This window comes from Actinomadura luzonensis (assembly GCF_022664455.2).
GTDB lineage: Bacteria > Actinomycetota > Actinomycetes > Streptosporangiales > Streptosporangiaceae > Nonomuraea > Nonomuraea luzonensis.
This window is the reverse complement of record NZ_JAKRKC020000001.1, coordinates 1748642-1764719: the sequence shown is the minus strand read 5'-3', so window position 1 is coordinate 1764719 and position 16078 is coordinate 1748642. Positions and strand designations below refer to the sequence as shown.

Genomic DNA, 16078 nt, shown 5'->3' with positions numbered 1-16078 from the left:
TGCGCCGGGGACATCTTGGGTCACCGTGCCCAATGCGGCCCCTGATGACCGAAACCTACGCTGAGCCCACGGTCAGAACAATGTTCTCCAGGAGGCCGGATGCTGGAGGTGCGCGACCTCACCGTCCGCTTCGGCGGCATCACGGCGCTGGACGGCGTCAGCTTCGCCGTGACGCGCGGCGAGATGGTGGGGCTCATCGGGCCCAACGGCGCCGGCAAGACCACCCTGTTCAACTGCCTCACCCGCCGCCACCCGGCCGGCTCAGGCACCATCACCTACGAGGGCACGGACCTGCGGGACGTGCCCCCGTACGCGGTCGCGCGGCTCGGCATCGCCCGCACCTTCCAGAACCTCGGCCTGTTCCCCCGCATGTCCGTCCGCGACAACGTGCTCACCGGCGCGCACCACCGGGGCCGCGCCGGCTTCGTCACCGCCGGGCTGCGGCTGCCCGGCGTGCGCCGCGAGGAGCGCGCGCTGCGGGCCGACGCCGACGACGTCCTCGGGCGGCTCGGCCTCGACGGGGTGGCCGGTCACCCGGCCGCCGGCCTGCCGTTCGGCACGCTCAAACGGGTCGAGCTGGCCCGCGCGCTGATCGCCCGCCCCCGCCTGCTGCTGCTCGACGAGCCGGTCAACGGGCTGAACGCGGCCGAGGTGGCGGAGTTCGCCGGCACCCTCCGCGCGCTCAAGGACGCCTACGACCTCACCGTGGTCGTGGTCGAGCACCACATGGGCTTCGTCATGGGCGTCTGCCGCCGCATCGTCTGCCTCGACTTCGGCCGCAAGATCGCCGAAGGGCCGCCGGCCGAGGTGCAGCGCGACCCCGGAGTCATCGAGGCGTACCTGGGGACGGCCGGATGAGCTTCCTGGAGGTGACGGACCTGGTCGCCGGCTACGGCGACGCCCGCGTGCTGCACGGCGTGACCCTGAGCGTGGCCGAGGGCGAGATCTGCGCCATCCTCGGCCCCAACGGCGCGGGCAAGACCACGCTGCTCCGCGCCCTGTCCGGGATGGTCCGGGCACGGGGCGCGGTCCGGCTCGGCGGCACCTCGCTGACCGGCCGCCCGCCCGACGCGGTGGCCCGGCTGGGCGTGGCGCACGTGCCCGAGGGGCGCGGCACGTTCATGCCGCTGACGGTCGAGGAGAACCTGCGGCTCGGCGCGTTCACCCGGCGCGGCCGGCGCGCGGCCGAGGAGGACCTGGAGCGGGTCTGCGGCTACTTCCCGCCGCTCCGCGACCGGCTCGGGCAGGTCGCGGGCAGCCTCAGCGGCGGCGAGCAGCAGATGCTCGCCCTCGGCCGGGCGCTCATGCTGCGACCCAGGGTGCTGCTGCTGGACGAGCCGTCCCTGGGCCTCGCGCCGCTGGTCACGCGGGAGCTGTTCCGCATCGTCCAGGCCATCAACGAAGAGGAGCGGACCACCGTGGTCGTCGTGGAGCAGAACGCCCACCTCGCGCTCGGCGTCGCCCGGCAGGCGCACGTGCTGGAGACCGGGCGCATCGTGCTGTCCGGCACGGCCGAGCAGATCAGGGCGGACGAGCAGGTCGCGCAGTCCTACCTGGGATACCGGGTGTAGCCGTGGCCGGGTTCCTGCAGCAGGTCGTGGAAGGGCTCGGCGCGGGCGCGATCTACGCCAGCATGGCGCTCGCGCTCGTGCTGATCTACCAGTTCACCGGGATCGTCAACTTCGCCCAGGGCGAGCTGGCCATGTTCTCCACCTACCTCGCCTGGCAGTGCGTGGCGGCCGGGCTGCCGTTCTGGGCGGCGCTGGCGCTCACGCTGGTGGTGTCGTTCGCGGGCGGCATGCTCATCGAGCGGGTCGTCATCCGGCCGGTCGAGGGCGCGCCCGAGCTGACGCTGGTCATCGTCACCGTCGGGCTGTTCATCTTCGTCAACGCCGCCGCCGGCTGGATCTGGACCTTCCTCATCAAGGACTTCCCCAACCCGTTCCCGCGGGGCGCGCTGGAGCTCGGCGGGGTGAGCGTCGGCTTCTCCACGCTGGGCGTGCTCGGCGTGGTGGCGCTGGTCATGGGCCTGCTGTACCTGCTCTTCCAGCACACCAAGATCGGGCTCGGCATGCGCGCGGTGGCCGCGAACCCCACCTCGGCCCGGCTGGTCGGCATCCGCGTCGGCTGGACACTGGCGCTCGGCTGGGGGCTGGCCGCCGCCGTCGGCGCGGTGTCGGGCGTCCTGGTCGCGCCGCTGCTGTTCCTGGAGCCCAACATGATGGGCGGCGTCCTCATCTACGCCTTCGCCGCGGCCACGCTCGGCGGCTTCGACAGCCCGGCCGGCGCGGTCGCGGGCGGCGTCGTCGTCGGCGTGGCCGAGACGCTGGCCGGGGCCTACCTGCCGGTCGTCGGCTCCGACCTCAAGGTCGGGGTGCCCCTGGTGATCATCCTCGGCGTGCTGCTGGTCCGGCCGCGCGGCCTGTTCGGGCGAGCGGTGGTGGAACGCGCATGACACAGGTGAAGGACGCCGACGTGGCGGCCGGGTCCACCCGCCGCGCCCGCTGGGACGCGGCCCGGTGGCGGTGGGCGGCGGGGGCCGCGCTGCTGGCCGCCGCGGTCTACGCGCCGTTCCAGCTCGTCCCCTTCCACGTCTTCCAGCTCACGATGGTCCTGGTGTACGCGGTCGCGCTGCTCGGGCTGAACCTGCTGGTCGGCCACGCCGGGCAGATCTCGCTCGGGCACGGGGCGTTCTTCGCCGTCGGCGCGTACACGGCGGCGATCCTGCTGCACGGGCCGGCCGTGCCGTACCCGGTGACGCTGCCGGTGGCCGCGGCCGTGGCCTTCGCGCTGGGGCTGGCGTTCGGGGTGCCCGCGGTGCGGCTGCGCGGGCTGTACCTGGCGCTGGTCACGCTGGCGATCGCGATCTTCCTGGTGCCGCTGCTCAAACGGTTCGAGCACGTCACCGGCGGCTCGATGGGGCTGACGCTGCCCAAGCCGCAGCCGCCCGCCTGGACCGGCCTCGCCGAGGACCAGTGGCTGTACTTCCTCGCGCTCGCCGTCGCCGTGGCCTCGTTCGCGCTGGTCGCGGGCCTGCTGCGGTCGCGGGTGGGGCGGGCGCTGCACGCGCTGCGCGACGACGAGGGCGCGGCCGAGGTCATGGGGGTGCGGCTGTCGGCGTACAAGACGCTCGCCTTCGCCTGGAGCGCGATGCTCGCGGGCGCGGCCGGCTGCGTCTACACGTGGGTGATCGGGTTCGTCAGCCCCGACTCCTTCACCGTCAACCTGTCGATCACCCTGCTCGCCGGCCTGGTCGTGGGCGGGCTCGGCGCGATGGCCGGGCCGGTGCTCGGCGCGTTGTTCGTGATGTTCGTCCCCAGCATCGCGCAGGACCTCAACGAGGCCGCGCCCGGCGTCATCTTCGGCCTGCTGATCATCGCGGTGATGTACGTGGCCCCCACGGGCCTCGCCGGGCTCGCCGGCCGTCTGATCGGGAAAATCCCCCGGAAGGAGTGAGAGGGATGCGTGTATCTGCCATCGGCTGCGCGGCGCTGCTCCTGCTCGCCGCCGCTGCCTGCGGAGGGCGGGAGAGCGGCGGCGGCGCCGGCGCCACCGCCACCGGCCAGTGCCAGGGCCAGCAGACCACCGGCATCACCGACAAGAGCATCAAGCTGGGCGGCATCTACCCGCTGTCCGGCCCGGCCTCGGCCTACGGCGACATCCCGAAGGGCATCAAGGCGTACTTCGACTACGTCAACGCCGAGAAGGGCGGCATCGGCGGGCGCAAGGTCGAGTTCGTCGTGCGCGACGACGGCTACCAGCCGCCGAAGGCCGTCGAGGAGGCCCGCAGGCTCGTGGAGCAGGACCAGGTCTTCGCCCTGTTCCAGACGCTCGGCACCCCCTCCACCACCGCCACCTGGGACTACACCAACCAGCGCAAGGTGCCGCAGGTCTTCGTCGCCACCGGCGCGTCCAAGTGGGGCACCGACACCGCGCACCCGTGGACCATCGGCTGGCAGCCCAACTACGTCTCCGAGGCCCGCGTCTACGCGCAGTACCTGAAGACGGAGAAGCCCTCGGCCAAGGTCGCCGTGCTCTACCAGAACGACGACTTCGGCAAGGACCTGCTCGGCGGCTTCAAACGGGCCGTCGAAGGCACGGGGATCACGATCGTCGCCGAGCAGAGCTACGAGGTCACCGACCCCAGCATCGACCCCCAGATGCGCAACCTCGCCGGCTCCAAGGCCGACGTGTTCCTCGACATCACCACCCCGAAGTTCGGCTCGCAGGCGCTCGCCGCCGACGCCAGGAACACCGCCTGGAACCCGCTGCACATCATCAACAACGTCTCCGCCTCCATCACCGTGCTCAAGCCGGTCGGCTTCGACAACGTGCAGGGCGTGGTGTCCAGCTCGTACTACAAGGACCCGAACGACCCGACCTGGGCGACCGACCCCGAGATGGAGCTCTACAAGCAGAAGGTCAAGCAGTACGCGCCCGGGGAGGACCCGAACATCCCGTACCTGACCTTCGGCTGGGCCGTCGCCAGCAGCTTCCACAAGGCCATGGACGCGGCCAGGTGCCCCACCCGCGAAGGGCTGCGCGACTCGGTGCGCAACCTGCGCAACGTCAAAATCGACATGCTGCTGCCGGGCGTGACGCTCACGACCGGGCAGGGCGACGCGTTCCCCATCGAGTCGATGCAGCTCATGAAGTTCAAGGGCGCCCGGTGGGAGCTGTTCGGCCAGGTCATCGACACCCGCAAGGAGTTCGGCCCGCTGACCGGCTGAGCGGGCCTCAGGCCTTGACGGCCCCGGTCGCGACCAGCCAGGCCACCGCCTCCTGGATCGCCTCCAGCGCTTCGTAGCGGGGGCGGTGGCCGAGCAGCCGCTCGGCCTTGGCCATGCTGCAGTGGGGGCTGTAGCTGATGTGGTCGAGCGTCACCCGGGCGTCCTCCTCGGACACCGTAGCCCGCCACCGCTCGAACGGCAGGTACGCCAGCCGCGCCTCCCGCCCGAACCACCCGGCCACCGCCTCGGCGTAGCCGCGCAGCGTGAGCGCGCCCGTGGCGACCGAGTGGAAGCTCTCGCCCACCGACGCCGAGGGCGTGGCGAGGGCGTCCATGAACAGCCGGGCCACGTCGTCGGCGTGCACGTGCTGCACGGTCTCCATGCCGAGGTTGGGCAGCGCCAGCTCCTCCCCGTCGGCGAGGGTCTGGAAGACGGCCGGGTTGACGTTGCCCGCCGGGTTGACCGGCACCCAGCCGGGCCCGGTGATGTGCCCGGGGTGGACGACCGTCGCCGGGAAGCCGTCGCGGTGCGCCCGCTCCAGCAGGTACGCCTCGATCGCGGCCTTGCGCCTGCCGTACTCGCCGAGCGGCCGCTTCGGCCGGTCCTCGGTCGTGGGCACGCGGGCGCTCGGGCCGTGCGTCCAGATCGTGCCGCAGTGCAGGAAGTGCCGGACCCGGCCGGTCAGCGCCTCGGCCAGGTGGCGGGCGCTCTCCTCGGTGAAGCAGATGAGGTCGATGACGGCGTCGCCGTCCAGCTCGGCGACGCGCCGGCCGAACGTGCCGTCGGCGTCCTCGGCGTCGCGGTCGGCGGAGACGGTGGTGACGCGCTGCCACGCGCCGTGCGGGGTGTAGGGCTCCCGCTTGCCCCTGCTCACCGCGACCACGTCGTGGCCCGCGTCCACGAGCCGGGGGACGAGGTAGGTGCCGATGTGGCCACTGGCGCCGATCACCACTACACGCATGGATGCAGCGTAACCCCGTCCGGCGGCTCAACACGCGCTCAACCGGGCCTCAACCCGCTCCGCCCTACCGTCTCCTCATCCGCAGCAGAACAAGGAACGGAAAGGCAGGCAGACCATGCGTCTCCCGACGATCTCCCTCGCCCTCGCCACCACGGCCGCCGCGCTGGCCCTGGCGTCGGCGGCCCCCGCCGTCGCGGCCCCGGCCGCGCACACGCAGGCCGCGGCGGCCTGGCACACCCTCCGGCACGAGGCGATGCCCGCGCAGAAGGGCTACTTCACCACCAACTCCTGGCAGCGGCCCTCCGGGGCCCGCGTGATGCAGGTCAAGGCCCGCTGCTGGGGCAACGACACGAACCTCGAGGTCAAGCTGTGGTTCGTGCGCAACTGGGGCGGCGGCGAGAAGGTCGCCAAGGCCGGCACGTTCAGGTGCAACGGCCGGTACGGCTACGTCCGCATCAGCAACGCCGGGCACCGCGAGTACTACGCGTCCTTCTCTCTCAGGAAGAAGCACACCGTCGAGTACTGGGTGCAGTACTACAAGTGAGCCGCGCCCTACCAGGCCACCTTGAGCGAGGACAGCCCGTACACCACGCTGAACGACCGGAACCGCGGCTCCGCGCCGTCGGCCGGCCGCAGCCCCGGGAACCGCTGGAACAGCGCGGGGAAGGCGGTCCGCAGCTCCATCCGGGCCAGCGGCGCGCCCAGGCAGTGGTGGATGCCGTGGCCGAACGCGACGTGGCCGGGCGCCCCGCGCGTCAGGTCGAACCGGTCGGCGTCCGGCACCATCCCCGGGTCGCGGTTGGCCGTGGGCAGTGAGCAGATCACCAGGTCGCCGGCGGCGATGACGGTGTCGCCGAGCCGGGTCTCGGCGGTGGCGACCTTGGTGGTGCCGGAGTGCACGATGCTGAGCCAGCGCAGCAGCTCCTCCACCGCCGCGTCGATCCGCTCGGGCTCCTTGCGCAGGAGGTCGAGCTGGTCGGGGTGGCGCAGCAGGGCCAGCGTGCCGAGCGCGAGCATGTTGGAGGTCGTCTCGTGCCCGGCGAACAGCAGCAGGCTGCCGATGCCGACCAGCTCGTCCTTGGTGAGGTCGTCGCCGTGCTCGCGCACGAGCATGCCGAGCAGGTCCTCGCCGGGGTCGGCCTGGATGCGGCCGACCAGGTCCTCCATGTACGCCCGCGCCTGGAACTGCAGCGCCACCCGCTCCTCGGCGGGCACCGTGACGTCCAGCATGCGGCTGGTCCGGTCCTGGAAGCCTTCGCGGTCCTCGTACGGCACGCCGAGCAGCTCGCAGATCACGAGCGACGGGATGGGCAGCGCGAACGACGGCACCAGGTCGGCCGGCGGCCCGGCGGCCTCCATGGCGTCCAGGTGCTCGTCGACGATGGCCCGGATCCGGGGCTCCAGCCGCCGCATGCGCCGGATCGTGAACTCGGGGGTCAGCATGCGGCGCAGCCGGGTGTGCTCGGGCGGGTCCTGGCCGAGCAGGTTGCCCGCGTTGATCTTCTTGAGCTGTTCCTCGGTCATCTCGGGGGCGCCGGGCAGCCGCGCGATGGTCTGCCGGGCGATCCTGAACCGGTCGGCGTCGCCCAGGACCTCGCGGACGTAGGCGTACCGGCTCACCAGCCAGGCGTCGGCGCCGAACGCGGTCCTGACGCGGGTGACGCCCTCCTCCTCGCGGGCCGCGGCCAGCTCCGGCGCCGGGTCGAACTCCACCCGCCGCATGTGCAGCGGCATCACCGAGGACTCGGTCATGGGAACCCCTGAAAGATCGTCGTTGGTCCGTAAAAGGTAACAACGCGGGAGGGGCGCCTCTAGTGTGATCTTCAATCAGTTATGTGTTCGTACCGGGCTTGATCACCGTCCCGCAACCTGGGAGCCCGCCTTGACGAGTCGGCATGACACCACGAGCATGCCCCTAGCTATCGGGACGATTGAGGACGGTATAGATGGAAAAGGCGGGCGTACCGGAAGTGGTGCCCGTGCTGGTCGCCGGAGGCGGGCCCGTCGGCCTGGCGACCGCCGTGGAGCTGGCCCATCACGGCGTGCGGAGCCTCGTCGTGGAGCCGCGGGAGACGGTGTCCTGGCTGCGCCCCCGCGCCAAGACCACCTCCGCCCGCACCATGGAGCTGCTGCGCCGCTGGGGCCTCGCCCGGACGCTGCGCGAGCGGGCGCCGCTGGCGGTGTCGTGGTCGGACCAGGCGGTGTTCGTCAACAGCCTGCTCGGCCGCGAGATCACCAGGATCGGCGGCTGCTTCGGGCTCGACCTGGTGGGCTCCGACCTGGCCGCCGAGCCCGGCCAGCAGGCGCCCCAGCCGCTGGTGGAGGAGATCCTGCGCGAGGCGGTCGGCGACGCGCTGCTCACCGGCCGGCAGGTGACCGGCCTGACCGAGGACGCCGACGGCGTCACCGTCCGCGTCGCCGCGCCCGACGGCAGCGGCGAACGCGAGATCCGGGCCGCGTACATGGTCGGCTGCGACGGCCCGCGCAGCGTCACCCGGGCCGCCATCGGCGCCCGCTACGAGGGCCGCCAGGACGCCCGCCCCAACTACAACGTCGTCTTCCGCGCCCCCGGCCTGGCCGAGCGCATCCCGCACGGCCCCGCCGTGCACTACTGGGTGCTCAACCCGGCCCAGCCGGGCCTGGTCGGCCGGCTCGACCTGGAGGACACCTGGTGGTGCATCGCGCAGGGCGTCCGGGCCGAGGACGCCGACCCGGTGCGGCTGGTCCGCAACCTGGCCGGCGACGACATCGAGGTCGAGATCCTGGCCACCGACCCGTGGACGGCCCGCATGCTGCTCGCCGACCGCTACTCCACGGGCCGGGTCTTCCTGGCGGGCGACGCCGCCCACCAGAACCCGCCCTACGGCGGGCACGGCTTCAACACCGGCGTCGGCGACGCGGTCAACATCGGCTGGAAGCTCGCCGCCGTGCTGAACGGCTGGGCCCCTGAGGCGTTGCTGGCGACGTACGAGGCCGAGCGCCGCCCCATCGCCGCCGACACCATCGAGGCCGCCGCCGCCAACATGGCCACCCTCGCCCCCGAGCTGGCCGACCCGGCGCTGATGGGCGACGAGGCGGAGTTCGAGAAGGTCCGGCCGGCGGTCGCCGAGGCCGTGCTGCGCACCAAGGACAGCGAGTTCCACAGCCTCGACCTGGTGCTCGGCTACGCCTACACGGGCTCGCCGATCGTCGCCGACGGCGCCGGCGAACGCCTCCCGCACCGCTGGCTCGCCCCCGGCGTCTCCCTCTACGACCGCCTGGGCCGCGGCTTCAGCCTCGTCGGCGACGCGAGCGCGCCGGGCGCGGCGGTCCTCGCCAAGGAGGCCGCCGACCTGGGCGTCCCCCTGGAGGTGGTGAACCTGCCCGGCGAGCCGCTGACCCTGGTCCGCCCGGACCAGCACGTGGCCTGGCGCGGCGACGACGACCCCGCCGGCGCCCTCCGCCGCGCCCTCGCCTTCTGACGCTCAACGGGGGAGGCGGGCGAGGACGGCGGCGAGGCCGTCGCGGACCCGGTCGGGACGGTCGCCGTCGAGGCCGTAGACCACCTCGTGCCACGGCCCGAGCCGCCACCACAGCAGCGCCCGCTCCCGCAGCCCGGCGGGCACGCCGTACGCGGCCGCCACGGCGCCGGCGAAGGCCGGGGGAGCGCCGTGGAGCGGCCAGGCCAGGTCGAGCGCCGGGTCGCCGACGTGCGCGTCGGTGAAGTCGATGACCCCGCTCACCGCGCCGTCCCGCTCCAGCACGTGCTCGGGCGCGAGGTCGCCGTGCACGACGGCGCAGGCGGGGAACGCGGCCACGGCCTCCAGCAGCTCCGCGGCGGCGGCCCGCCGTTCGCGGGGCAGCAGCGGCACCACCCGCGCGGCGAGGTCCGCCGTGCCGGCCGCCCGTTCCCGCAGCACCTCGGCCGCCGGCTGCGCGCCCAGCCGGACGGCCCGCGCCGGGTCGGCCGCGTGCAGGGCGCGCAGGAACCCGCCCAGGGCCCGCCCGCGACCCGCGTCGAACGACTCCAGCGGCTCGCCGGGCACCGCCTCGTGCCGGACGATCAATGGTTCCACGTGAAGCACGCGCGGCACCGGGATGGGCAGCGGCAGCAGCGGGGCCAGCCACGGCGCCAGCCGGGTCTCCCTGAGCAGCCGCGCGGCCACGTCCGGCCGCCGGGGACGCCGCTCCACCCAGCGGCCGCCGACCAGCCGCGCCTGGCTGTCCCATCCGGGCCCGCCCCAGTCCTCCGACAGAATCGTCATGCAGGCAGTAGACCAAAACCCCGCCAGGTCCGGTTCCTGGCGGGGTGGCATGGGAGACGCCGGCGGGCGGTCCTACTTGGACACGTGGTGGCGGCGGTCATCGTCCCGCTTGCGCGGCTGCGGGCCGACCACGGTGAAGTCGGCGGTGGCCGTCCTGTTGCCGACCTTGACGGTCACTGTCCTGCTGCCCGCCGTCGTGCGGGACGGGACGGTCAGCGTCTTCGTGGCGCGCCCGCCGGACAGGGCCACGCGGTAGCTCTTGCCCTCGGGGCTGGTCACCGTGGCGGTGCCCGAGGACAGGCCCTTGACGACGATGGTCACGCCGTAGGACTGCCCGGCGCGCACCCGGCTCGGGTTCACCGAGGCCGTCAGCGAGACACGCTGCGGGTCCCTGCGCTGCTTGACGTCCTTCTTGTCGCGGTCGTCCTTCTTGCCGTGGTCGTCCTGCTTGGCCGGGGCGGCGTGCGCGGGCTGCGGCGCCTCGGCGGTCGCGCCCGGCTTGGGGGCGTCGGCGAGGGCGGCGCCCGAGAGCGGCAGGGCGAGGAGGGCGGCGCCGGCGAGGGTCACGGTGAAGGGCTTGGAGAAGCGCACTACTCGAGTTTCCAATCCTGGGACGGACCTGGCCGAACCATCTGTGTTCAGCCCCGAAGGTCATCCCTCGCCGAACACTGTGCGCCGCGAATCTGAGAGCAGCCTGTCATTGGCTTATGAATGGGATAAGAGCAGGTGACGGCCTTGGCCGCCATGTTTGTGATCTGCAACACATAGGTTTCTCCCAGAAATTCTCAGCGTTCTCACGGAACAACTCGTGGGGCGCGGAATTTCGCATCGGCGGATGATCACGGGGAGATCACGGCGACCTGTGTACCAGCTAAAACCGGACAAAGGGGGCATAAAGCCACGGTCAAGAGGGATACGTTCCTGCCCCATAGACGCACCGAACGCTCATGGCGTTCCCGCGACGACAAGGAGCACATCCCTTGAAGATCAAGCACGCCCTCGTGCCCGTGGGCGGCGGGCTGGCCGCCGCCGCGCTGCTCACCGCCTCCTTCGCCGGCGCCGTCGAGGCCAAGGGCCACGTGGCGCACAGCGAGAGCGTCAGCATCGCCGGCGCCCAGGGCATCGCCCGGTTCTGGCTGGAGAACAACGGCGCCGCCCTCCAGGCCGCCACGTACGTCGAGGAGGACACCACCGACGTCGACAAGCTGACCTCGACCGGCACCGCCACCACCGACACCAAGGCGGGCTCGGTCGCGCCGACCGGCACCACCACGACCACCACCAAGTCCAAGAACGTGAACCTGCCGAAGACCATCGGCAAGGTCTTCTTCGTGGACAAGGACGGCGACAAGCGCTGGTGCTCCGCCTCCTCGATCCAGGGCAAGTACCGCAACATCGTCGCCACCGCCGGCCACTGCGTGTACGACACCGCCAACGACGAGCAGCTGCTCGACAACTGGGTCTTCGTCCCCGGCTACTACCAGGGCAAGGCCCCGTGGGGCGTGTACGTCGGCAAGCAGGCGTTCGTGCACTACGACTACAGCGTCTACGAGGACTACGACCGCGACTACGCCTTCGTCTCGGTCTACAACGGCGTGACGATCAAGAAGAGCACGACCTCCCGCCACGGGCTGGAGGTCGAGGACGCCGGCCGCCTCGGCGACAACGTCGGCGGCCAGGGCATCGCCTGGAACCAGCCGCTGAAGAAGGCGCACTACGTCTTCGGCTACCCGCAGGCGCCGCAGCCCGACGGCAACAAGCCCTACACCGGCGTCACGCCGAAGTGGTGCTACGGCACGACCACGGCCAAGACCGTCGGCTCGGCCGCGAAGAAGATCGAGGAGCACGTCGGCCTCAAGTGCGCCATGACCGCGGGCGCCGACGGCGGCCCGTGGCTGGTCAAGTACAGCAGCGCCAAGCGCACCGGTTACCTCAACGGTGTGACCAGCGCCTTCTACGACCAGGACGAGAACGACCGCGTGGACCACATCAGCTCGCCGTACTTCGACGGCGAGACCTACAGCGTCTACGCCTCCGCCGCCAACGTCTGGTCTGGAAAGCTCTTCTAGGGGAAGGGGGATATCGCTCTGGGTGACTCCGGCAGCTGTGAGAGCGCTTTAAAGGGATAGGAAGGGCCCGGTGGGGCGGTGCGGCGCACGCATCCCCGCCGGGCCCTTCCGCTGCCCGTACGCGCTGGTCGGCGGCCCGGAACTCACAGGCGATTCATAAGCCCGCATCAGCGAACCTTCATCCGGGCACGCCATCGTTCCAGCATGCACACGACCAGCCCGAACCTCCAGTCCGAGCCCGTGCGCCGCCCCGACGGCAGCCCGATCAACATCCTCGTCGTGGACGACGAGCCGGCGCTGACGGAGCTGCTGTCCATGGTGATGCGGCAGGAGTCCTGGGACGTCCGCAGCGCGCACAACGGCGGCGAGGCCATCCGCGCGGCCCGCGGCTTCCGCCCCGACGCGATCGTCCTGGACGTGATGCTGCCCGACATGGACGGCGTCGAGCTCCTGCCGCGCCTCCGCGCCGTGCTGCCCGGCGTCCCGGTGCTGTTCCTGACCGCCAAGGACTCGGTGCAGGACCGGCTGGCGGGGCTGCGCGCCGGCGCCGACGACTACGTCACCAAGCCGTTCAGCCTGGAGGAGGTCGTCATCCGGCTGCGCGGCCTGCTCCGCCGCTCGGGGGCGGTGCGGGTGCGGCCGGACGCCGTGCTCGTCGTCGGCGACCTCACGCTCGACCAGGAGACCCGCGAGGTGCGCCGCGGCGGCACGGAGGTCAAGCTGACGCCCACCGAGTTCGAGCTGCTGCGCTTCCTCATGCACAACCCGGGCCGGGTGCTCAGCAAGGCGCAGATCCTCGACCGGGTGTGGGCCTACGACTTCGGCGGCCAGAGCAACGTCGTGGAGCTGTACATCTCGTACCTGCGGCGCAAGATCGACGCGCGGCGGGCGCCGATGATCCACACCGTGCGGGGCGTGGGCTACACGCTGCGGCCCGCTGGATGAGCCGCCGGATCAGCATGTCGCTGGAGACCAAGCTCGTGGTCTCGTCGATCGCGCTGCTCGCCGTCGTCTCCGCGGTCATCGCCACCGCCACCACCCTGCTGTTCGAGGACTTCCTCACCGACCGGCTGGACATCCAGGTCAGCTCGGCCGCCCGCCGCTCCGCCGGCGCGTCGGCGGAGCCGCCCGCCGGGCTCGCGCCCGAGGCGGCGCGGGAGGTGTGGTTCCTCCTGTCCCCGGGCCAGGCCGAGGGGACGTTCGGGGCGCGGGTGCGGCTCGGCCGGGTGCACAGGGCCGCCGTGCTGAGCGGCGGCACCGTCCGGGACGTGCCCGCGCCCCCGAAGGTCGCCGCCGTCACCGGCCGGCCGGTCACCGTCGACCTGGGGCGGCTCGGCGCGTACCGGATGGCGAGCCGGCCGGCGCCGGACGGCGACGTGCTGGTCACCGGGTTGCCGCTCAACGGCGTGGAGTCCACGCTGACCCGGCTGGTCATGGTGGAGGCCGCGGTGACGCTGGCCGGGGTGGCGCTGACGGCCGCCGCCGGCACGCTGCTCGTCCGGCACGCCGTGCGGCCGCTCGGCCGGCTGGCCGCCACCGCCGCCCGCGTGTCCGAGCTGCCGCTGGCCACGGGCGACGCGGTGCGCCTGGCCCGCGTCCCCGAGCCCGACACCGATCCGCGCACCGAGATCGGGCAGGTCGGCGGCGCGCTCAACCGCATGCTCGGGCACGTCGAGACCGCCTTCGCGGTGCGGCACGAGAGCGAGACCCGGCTCCGCCGGTTCATCGCCGACGCCAGCCACGAGCTGCGCACCCCGCTCGCCTCCATCGTCGGCTACGCCGAGCTGACCAGGCGGAGCGGCGAGCCGCACGGCCCGCAGACCACGCACGCGCTCGGCCGCATCAGCTCCGAGGCCGGCCGGATGACAACCCTGGTGGAGGACCTGCTGCTGCTGGCCCGCCTGGACGCCGGCCGCCCGCTGGAACGGGTGGAGCTGGACCTGTCGCCGCTGGTCGTGACCGCGGTCGGCGACGCCTACGCCGCCGCGCCCCGGCACCGCTGGCTGGTCAGCCTGCCCGACCAGCCCGCCCTGGTCGTCGGCGACGCCGACCGCCTGCACCAGGTGCTGACCAACCTGCTGGCCAACGCCCGCACCCACACGCCGCCGGGCACCACCGTCACCACGACCGTGCTGGCGGACGGCGGCGAGGTGCGGGTGCGGGTCGCCGACGACGGGCCGGGCATCGCGCCGCACGTGCTGCCGCACGTGTTCGGGCGGTTCGCGCGGGGGGACGGATCGCGGTCGAGGCGGGCCGGGGGCAGCGGGCTCGGCCTGGCGATCGTGTCGGCGGTCGCCGCCGCGCACGAGGGGCGGGTGGAGGTGGCCAGCGTGCCGGGCAGCACGGTGTTCACGCTCACCCTGCCGGCCGCCGCCCCGGCCTGACCGGCCCGACCGGGCTCAGCGCGGGGCGGCGCTGGAGCGGGGTCGGCTCGCTCGGCGCCCCCGAGGCCGACGAGGCCGTCACGCTCGTCGGCGAGCCCCCGCTGCCCGGCCTCCTGCTGGCTGGAGCCGCCAGAAAACCGGCGTCGTAGGGCCTTTACCGCCTATCTTCCAACCCTATCGTAACCGCTCGAACACGCACAGTTACTATATGTCAGGTTCATGCGGATACGCAGCACGAATTCCAGGGGGGCTGGATATGGACGAGAACAGGACCGACATCTCAGAGCTCGGCATCGACGCCGAGGCGCCGCTGCTCCAGGCGCAGGACGACCCGATCGCCGCCGCGGCGGTCGACATCGCGGTCGAGACCGAGCTGCTGGAGGACGACGACCTCGCCAACCGCGCCGCGGCCGAGGCCGAGTGGCTGGCGGCCAGGCGCGACAGCGAGCGCCGCATCCGCGAGCTGGACGCGCGCGACCAGGACCGGGTACGCCGGCTGCAGAGCGAGCTCCGCGCCGTCGGCGCCGAGGTGTGGCCGGTGGCCCGCTGGTGGGGCTTCGAGGTCAACCTCAACGAGCAGGCCGCCGTGCGGGCCGCCGAGCTCGCGGCCCTGATCGGCGAGACCGCCGGCGCGGTGCTCGGCGGCTGGCTGGCCCCGGTCGTCGAGTGGTCGGCCCGCAACAAGGCCCGCTGGATCGCCTCGGTCGCCCGCCCGTACGGCGCCCGCCTGGTGTCCCCGTGGACCGCGCCCGCCTCGCTCGTCCCGATCCGCGTGGCCGGCGTGCCGACCGGCGACGCCCGCCTGTGGTGGGCCGTGCACGAGCCCGGCGAGGGCTGGAGCGAGGACCAGCGCTTCGTCGACCACTTCACCGCCTCCGGCGCGGCGCTCGCCGAGTACCGCGACCGGCTCTACGTCGCCCACCGCGGCAGCGACGGCGACTCCGCCCTGTGGTGGGCCGTCTACGACGCCGAGCAGGGCTGGAGCGAGGACCAGCGCTTCCCCCGGCACTTCAGCGCGAGCGCCCCGGCGCTGGCCGTGTACGACGACCAGCTCTACTGCGTGCACCGCGGCGCCGACCAGGACTCCGCCCTGTGGTGGGCCCGCTGGGACGGCTCCCAGTGGAGCCAGGACGCCCGGCTGCCCCGCCACTTCAGCGCCGGCAGCCCGGCGCTCGCCGGCTACGACGGCAAGCTGTGGTGCGTGCACCGCGGCGCCCACGACGACAGCCTGTGGTGGACCACCTGGGACGGCGGCCAGTGGAGCGAGGACCAGCGCTTCCCCCGCCACGCCAGCCGCTCCAACCCGGCGCTCGCCGTCTTCCGCGGCCACCTCTACTGCGTGCACCGCGGCGCGGGCGACGACACCGCGCTCTGGTGGACCCGCTGGGACGGCTCCTCCTGGAGCCCCGACGAGCGCCTGCCCGGCCACTTCTCCGCCGAGGGCCCGGCCCTGACCGTCTACAAGGACCGCCTCTACGTCGTGCACCGCGGCGCCGCCGACCAGAGCCTCTGGTGGGCCGTGTTCGACGGCGCGAACTGGAGCGCCGACGAGCGCCTGCCCGGCCACTACAGCGCCGAGGCCCCGGCGGCCATCGCCTACCGCGACCGCAACGCCACCCGCGACCAGCTCCTCGTGCTGCACCGCGGCAGCCGCTGAGCCCGCGCGGGGGCGCCGGACCGCGGTCCGGCG

15 protein-coding genes are annotated in these 16078 nt (G+C 72.9%); 11 read left to right on the top strand and 4 right to left on the bottom strand.

Annotation, left to right across the window (positions count from 1 at the left end):
- The first annotated feature begins 99 nt into the window (after window positions 1–99).
- Genes MF672_RS08385 through MF672_RS08365 form a run of 5 tightly spaced genes read left to right on the top strand, consistent with a single transcriptional unit; the run spans window position 100 to window position 4730 of the window.
- Window positions 100–858, top strand: coding sequence for an ABC transporter ATP-binding protein (locus MF672_RS08385; protein WP_242375476.1), 759 nt, complete (start codon window positions 100–102; stop codon window positions 856–858).
- Entirely contained in the window at window positions 855–1571 is a 717-nt protein-coding gene (locus tag MF672_RS08380; RefSeq protein ID WP_242375475.1) for an ABC transporter ATP-binding protein, read from the top strand. The genes MF672_RS08385 and MF672_RS08380 overlap by 4 nt, the downstream gene beginning before the upstream one ends.
- A gap of 2 nt (window positions 1572–1573) precedes the next feature.
- A complete protein-coding gene (locus tag MF672_RS08375) occupies window positions 1574–2455 on the top strand; it encodes a branched-chain amino acid ABC transporter permease (RefSeq protein WP_242375474.1) in 882 nt (293 codons plus the stop codon).
- Window positions 2452–3456: a branched-chain amino acid ABC transporter permease gene (locus tag MF672_RS08370; RefSeq protein ID WP_242375473.1), complete on the top strand. Its 1005-nt coding sequence runs from the start codon at window positions 2452–2454 to the stop codon at window positions 3454–3456. Before MF672_RS08375 ends, MF672_RS08370 begins: the two co-directional genes overlap by 4 nt.
- A gap of 5 nt (window positions 3457–3461) precedes the next feature.
- Window positions 3462–4730, top strand: a complete 1269-nt coding sequence (locus MF672_RS08365; RefSeq protein WP_242375472.1) for an ABC transporter substrate-binding protein — start codon at window positions 3462–3464, stop codon at window positions 4728–4730.
- A 7-nt stretch (window positions 4731–4737) separates the two neighbouring features.
- Here MF672_RS08365 and MF672_RS08360 read toward each other — a convergent pair whose 3' ends face one another.
- Window positions 4738–5691, bottom strand: a complete 954-nt coding sequence (locus tag MF672_RS08360) for an NAD-dependent epimerase/dehydratase family protein (RefSeq protein WP_242375471.1) — start codon at window positions 5689–5691, stop codon at window positions 4738–4740.
- A gap of 115 nt (window positions 5692–5806) precedes the next feature.
- Between MF672_RS08360 and MF672_RS08355 the strand changes: the two genes are divergently transcribed.
- Window positions 5807–6235 carry a hypothetical protein gene (locus MF672_RS08355; RefSeq protein WP_242375470.1) on the top strand — a complete coding sequence of 143 codons (429 nt, stop codon included), beginning with the start codon at window positions 5807–5809 and terminating at the stop codon, window positions 6233–6235.
- Between the two features lie 8 nt (window positions 6236–6243).
- Here the strand turns inward: MF672_RS08355 and MF672_RS08350 are convergent, their stop codons facing one another.
- Window positions 6244–7443, bottom strand: a complete 1200-nt coding sequence (locus MF672_RS08350; RefSeq protein ID WP_242375469.1) for a cytochrome P450 — start codon at window positions 7441–7443, stop codon at window positions 6244–6246.
- Window positions 7444–7637: 194 nt separating this feature from the next.
- Here MF672_RS08350 and MF672_RS08345 point away from each other — a divergent pair, with 194 nt between their 5' ends.
- Window positions 7638–9152: an FAD-dependent monooxygenase gene (locus tag MF672_RS08345; protein ID WP_242375468.1), complete on the top strand. Its 1515-nt coding sequence runs from the start codon at window positions 7638–7640 to the stop codon at window positions 9150–9152.
- 3 nt (window positions 9153–9155) lie between these two features.
- Here MF672_RS08345 and MF672_RS08340 read toward each other — a convergent pair whose 3' ends face one another.
- Together MF672_RS08340 and MF672_RS08335 are read right to left on the bottom strand one after the other, a co-directional pair.
- On the bottom strand, window positions 9156–9935 hold the full coding sequence (locus MF672_RS08340; protein ID WP_242375467.1) for a phosphotransferase: 780 nt from the start codon (window positions 9933–9935) through the stop codon (window positions 9156–9158).
- 72 nt (window positions 9936–10007) lie between these two features.
- Complete coding sequence (locus MF672_RS08335) at window positions 10008–10526, bottom strand: hypothetical protein (protein ID WP_242375466.1); 519 nt, start codon at window positions 10524–10526, stop codon at window positions 10008–10010.
- A 389-nt stretch (window positions 10527–10915) separates the two neighbouring features.
- On the opposite strand from MF672_RS08335, the gene MF672_RS08330 reads away from it, so the two are divergent.
- The 4 genes from MF672_RS08330 (at window position 10916) to MF672_RS08315 (ending at window position 16045) form a co-directional block, all read left to right on the top strand.
- Entirely contained in the window at window positions 10916–12004 is a 1089-nt protein-coding gene (locus MF672_RS08330; protein ID WP_242375465.1) for a trypsin-like serine peptidase, read from the top strand.
- A 204-nt stretch (window positions 12005–12208) separates the two neighbouring features.
- Window positions 12209–12949 carry a response regulator transcription factor gene (locus tag MF672_RS08325; RefSeq protein WP_302893179.1) on the top strand — a complete coding sequence of 247 codons (741 nt, stop codon included), beginning with the start codon at window positions 12209–12211 and terminating at the stop codon, window positions 12947–12949.
- A complete protein-coding gene (locus tag MF672_RS08320) occupies window positions 12946–14388 on the top strand; it encodes a sensor histidine kinase (protein ID WP_242375464.1) in 1443 nt (480 codons plus the stop codon). Before MF672_RS08325 ends, MF672_RS08320 begins: the two co-directional genes overlap by 4 nt.
- 256 nt (window positions 14389–14644) lie before the next feature.
- On the top strand, window positions 14645–16045 hold the full coding sequence (locus MF672_RS08315) for a PLL family lectin (protein WP_242375463.1): 1401 nt from the start codon (window positions 14645–14647) through the stop codon (window positions 16043–16045).
- Window positions 16046–16078: the final 33 nt, after the last annotated feature.

Bases quoted from the DNA above. Each gene is read 5' to 3' on its own strand.
- MF672_RS08385 (WP_242375476.1), top strand. From the start codon at position 100: ATGCTGGAGGTGCGCGACCTCACCGTCCGCTTCGGCGGCATCACGGCG.
- MF672_RS08380 (WP_242375475.1), top strand. From the start codon at position 855: ATGAGCTTCCTGGAGGTGACGGACCTGGTCGCCGGCTACGGCGACGCC.
- MF672_RS08370 (WP_242375473.1), top strand. From the start codon at position 2,452: ATGACACAGGTGAAGGACGCCGACGTGGCGGCCGGGTCCACCCGCCGC.
- MF672_RS08365 (WP_242375472.1), top strand. From the start codon at position 3,462: ATGCGTGTATCTGCCATCGGCTGCGCGGCGCTGCTCCTGCTCGCCGCC.
- MF672_RS08360 (WP_242375471.1), bottom strand. From the start codon at position 5,691: ATGCGTGTAGTGGTGATCGGCGCCAGTGGCCACATCGGCACCTACCTC.
- MF672_RS08355 (WP_242375470.1), top strand. From the start codon at position 5,807: ATGCGTCTCCCGACGATCTCCCTCGCCCTCGCCACCACGGCCGCCGCG.
- MF672_RS08350 (WP_242375469.1), bottom strand. From the start codon at position 7,443: ATGACCGAGTCCTCGGTGATGCCGCTGCACATGCGGCGGGTGGAGTTC.
- MF672_RS08345 (WP_242375468.1), top strand. From the start codon at position 7,638: ATGGAAAAGGCGGGCGTACCGGAAGTGGTGCCCGTGCTGGTCGCCGGA.
- MF672_RS08340 (WP_242375467.1), bottom strand. From the start codon at position 9,935: ATGACGATTCTGTCGGAGGACTGGGGCGGGCCCGGATGGGACAGCCAG.
- MF672_RS08325 (WP_302893179.1), top strand. From the start codon at position 12,209: ATGCACACGACCAGCCCGAACCTCCAGTCCGAGCCCGTGCGCCGCCCC.
- MF672_RS08320 (WP_242375464.1), top strand. From the start codon at position 12,946: ATGAGCCGCCGGATCAGCATGTCGCTGGAGACCAAGCTCGTGGTCTCG.
- MF672_RS08315 (WP_242375463.1), top strand. From the start codon at position 14,645: ATGGACGAGAACAGGACCGACATCTCAGAGCTCGGCATCGACGCCGAG.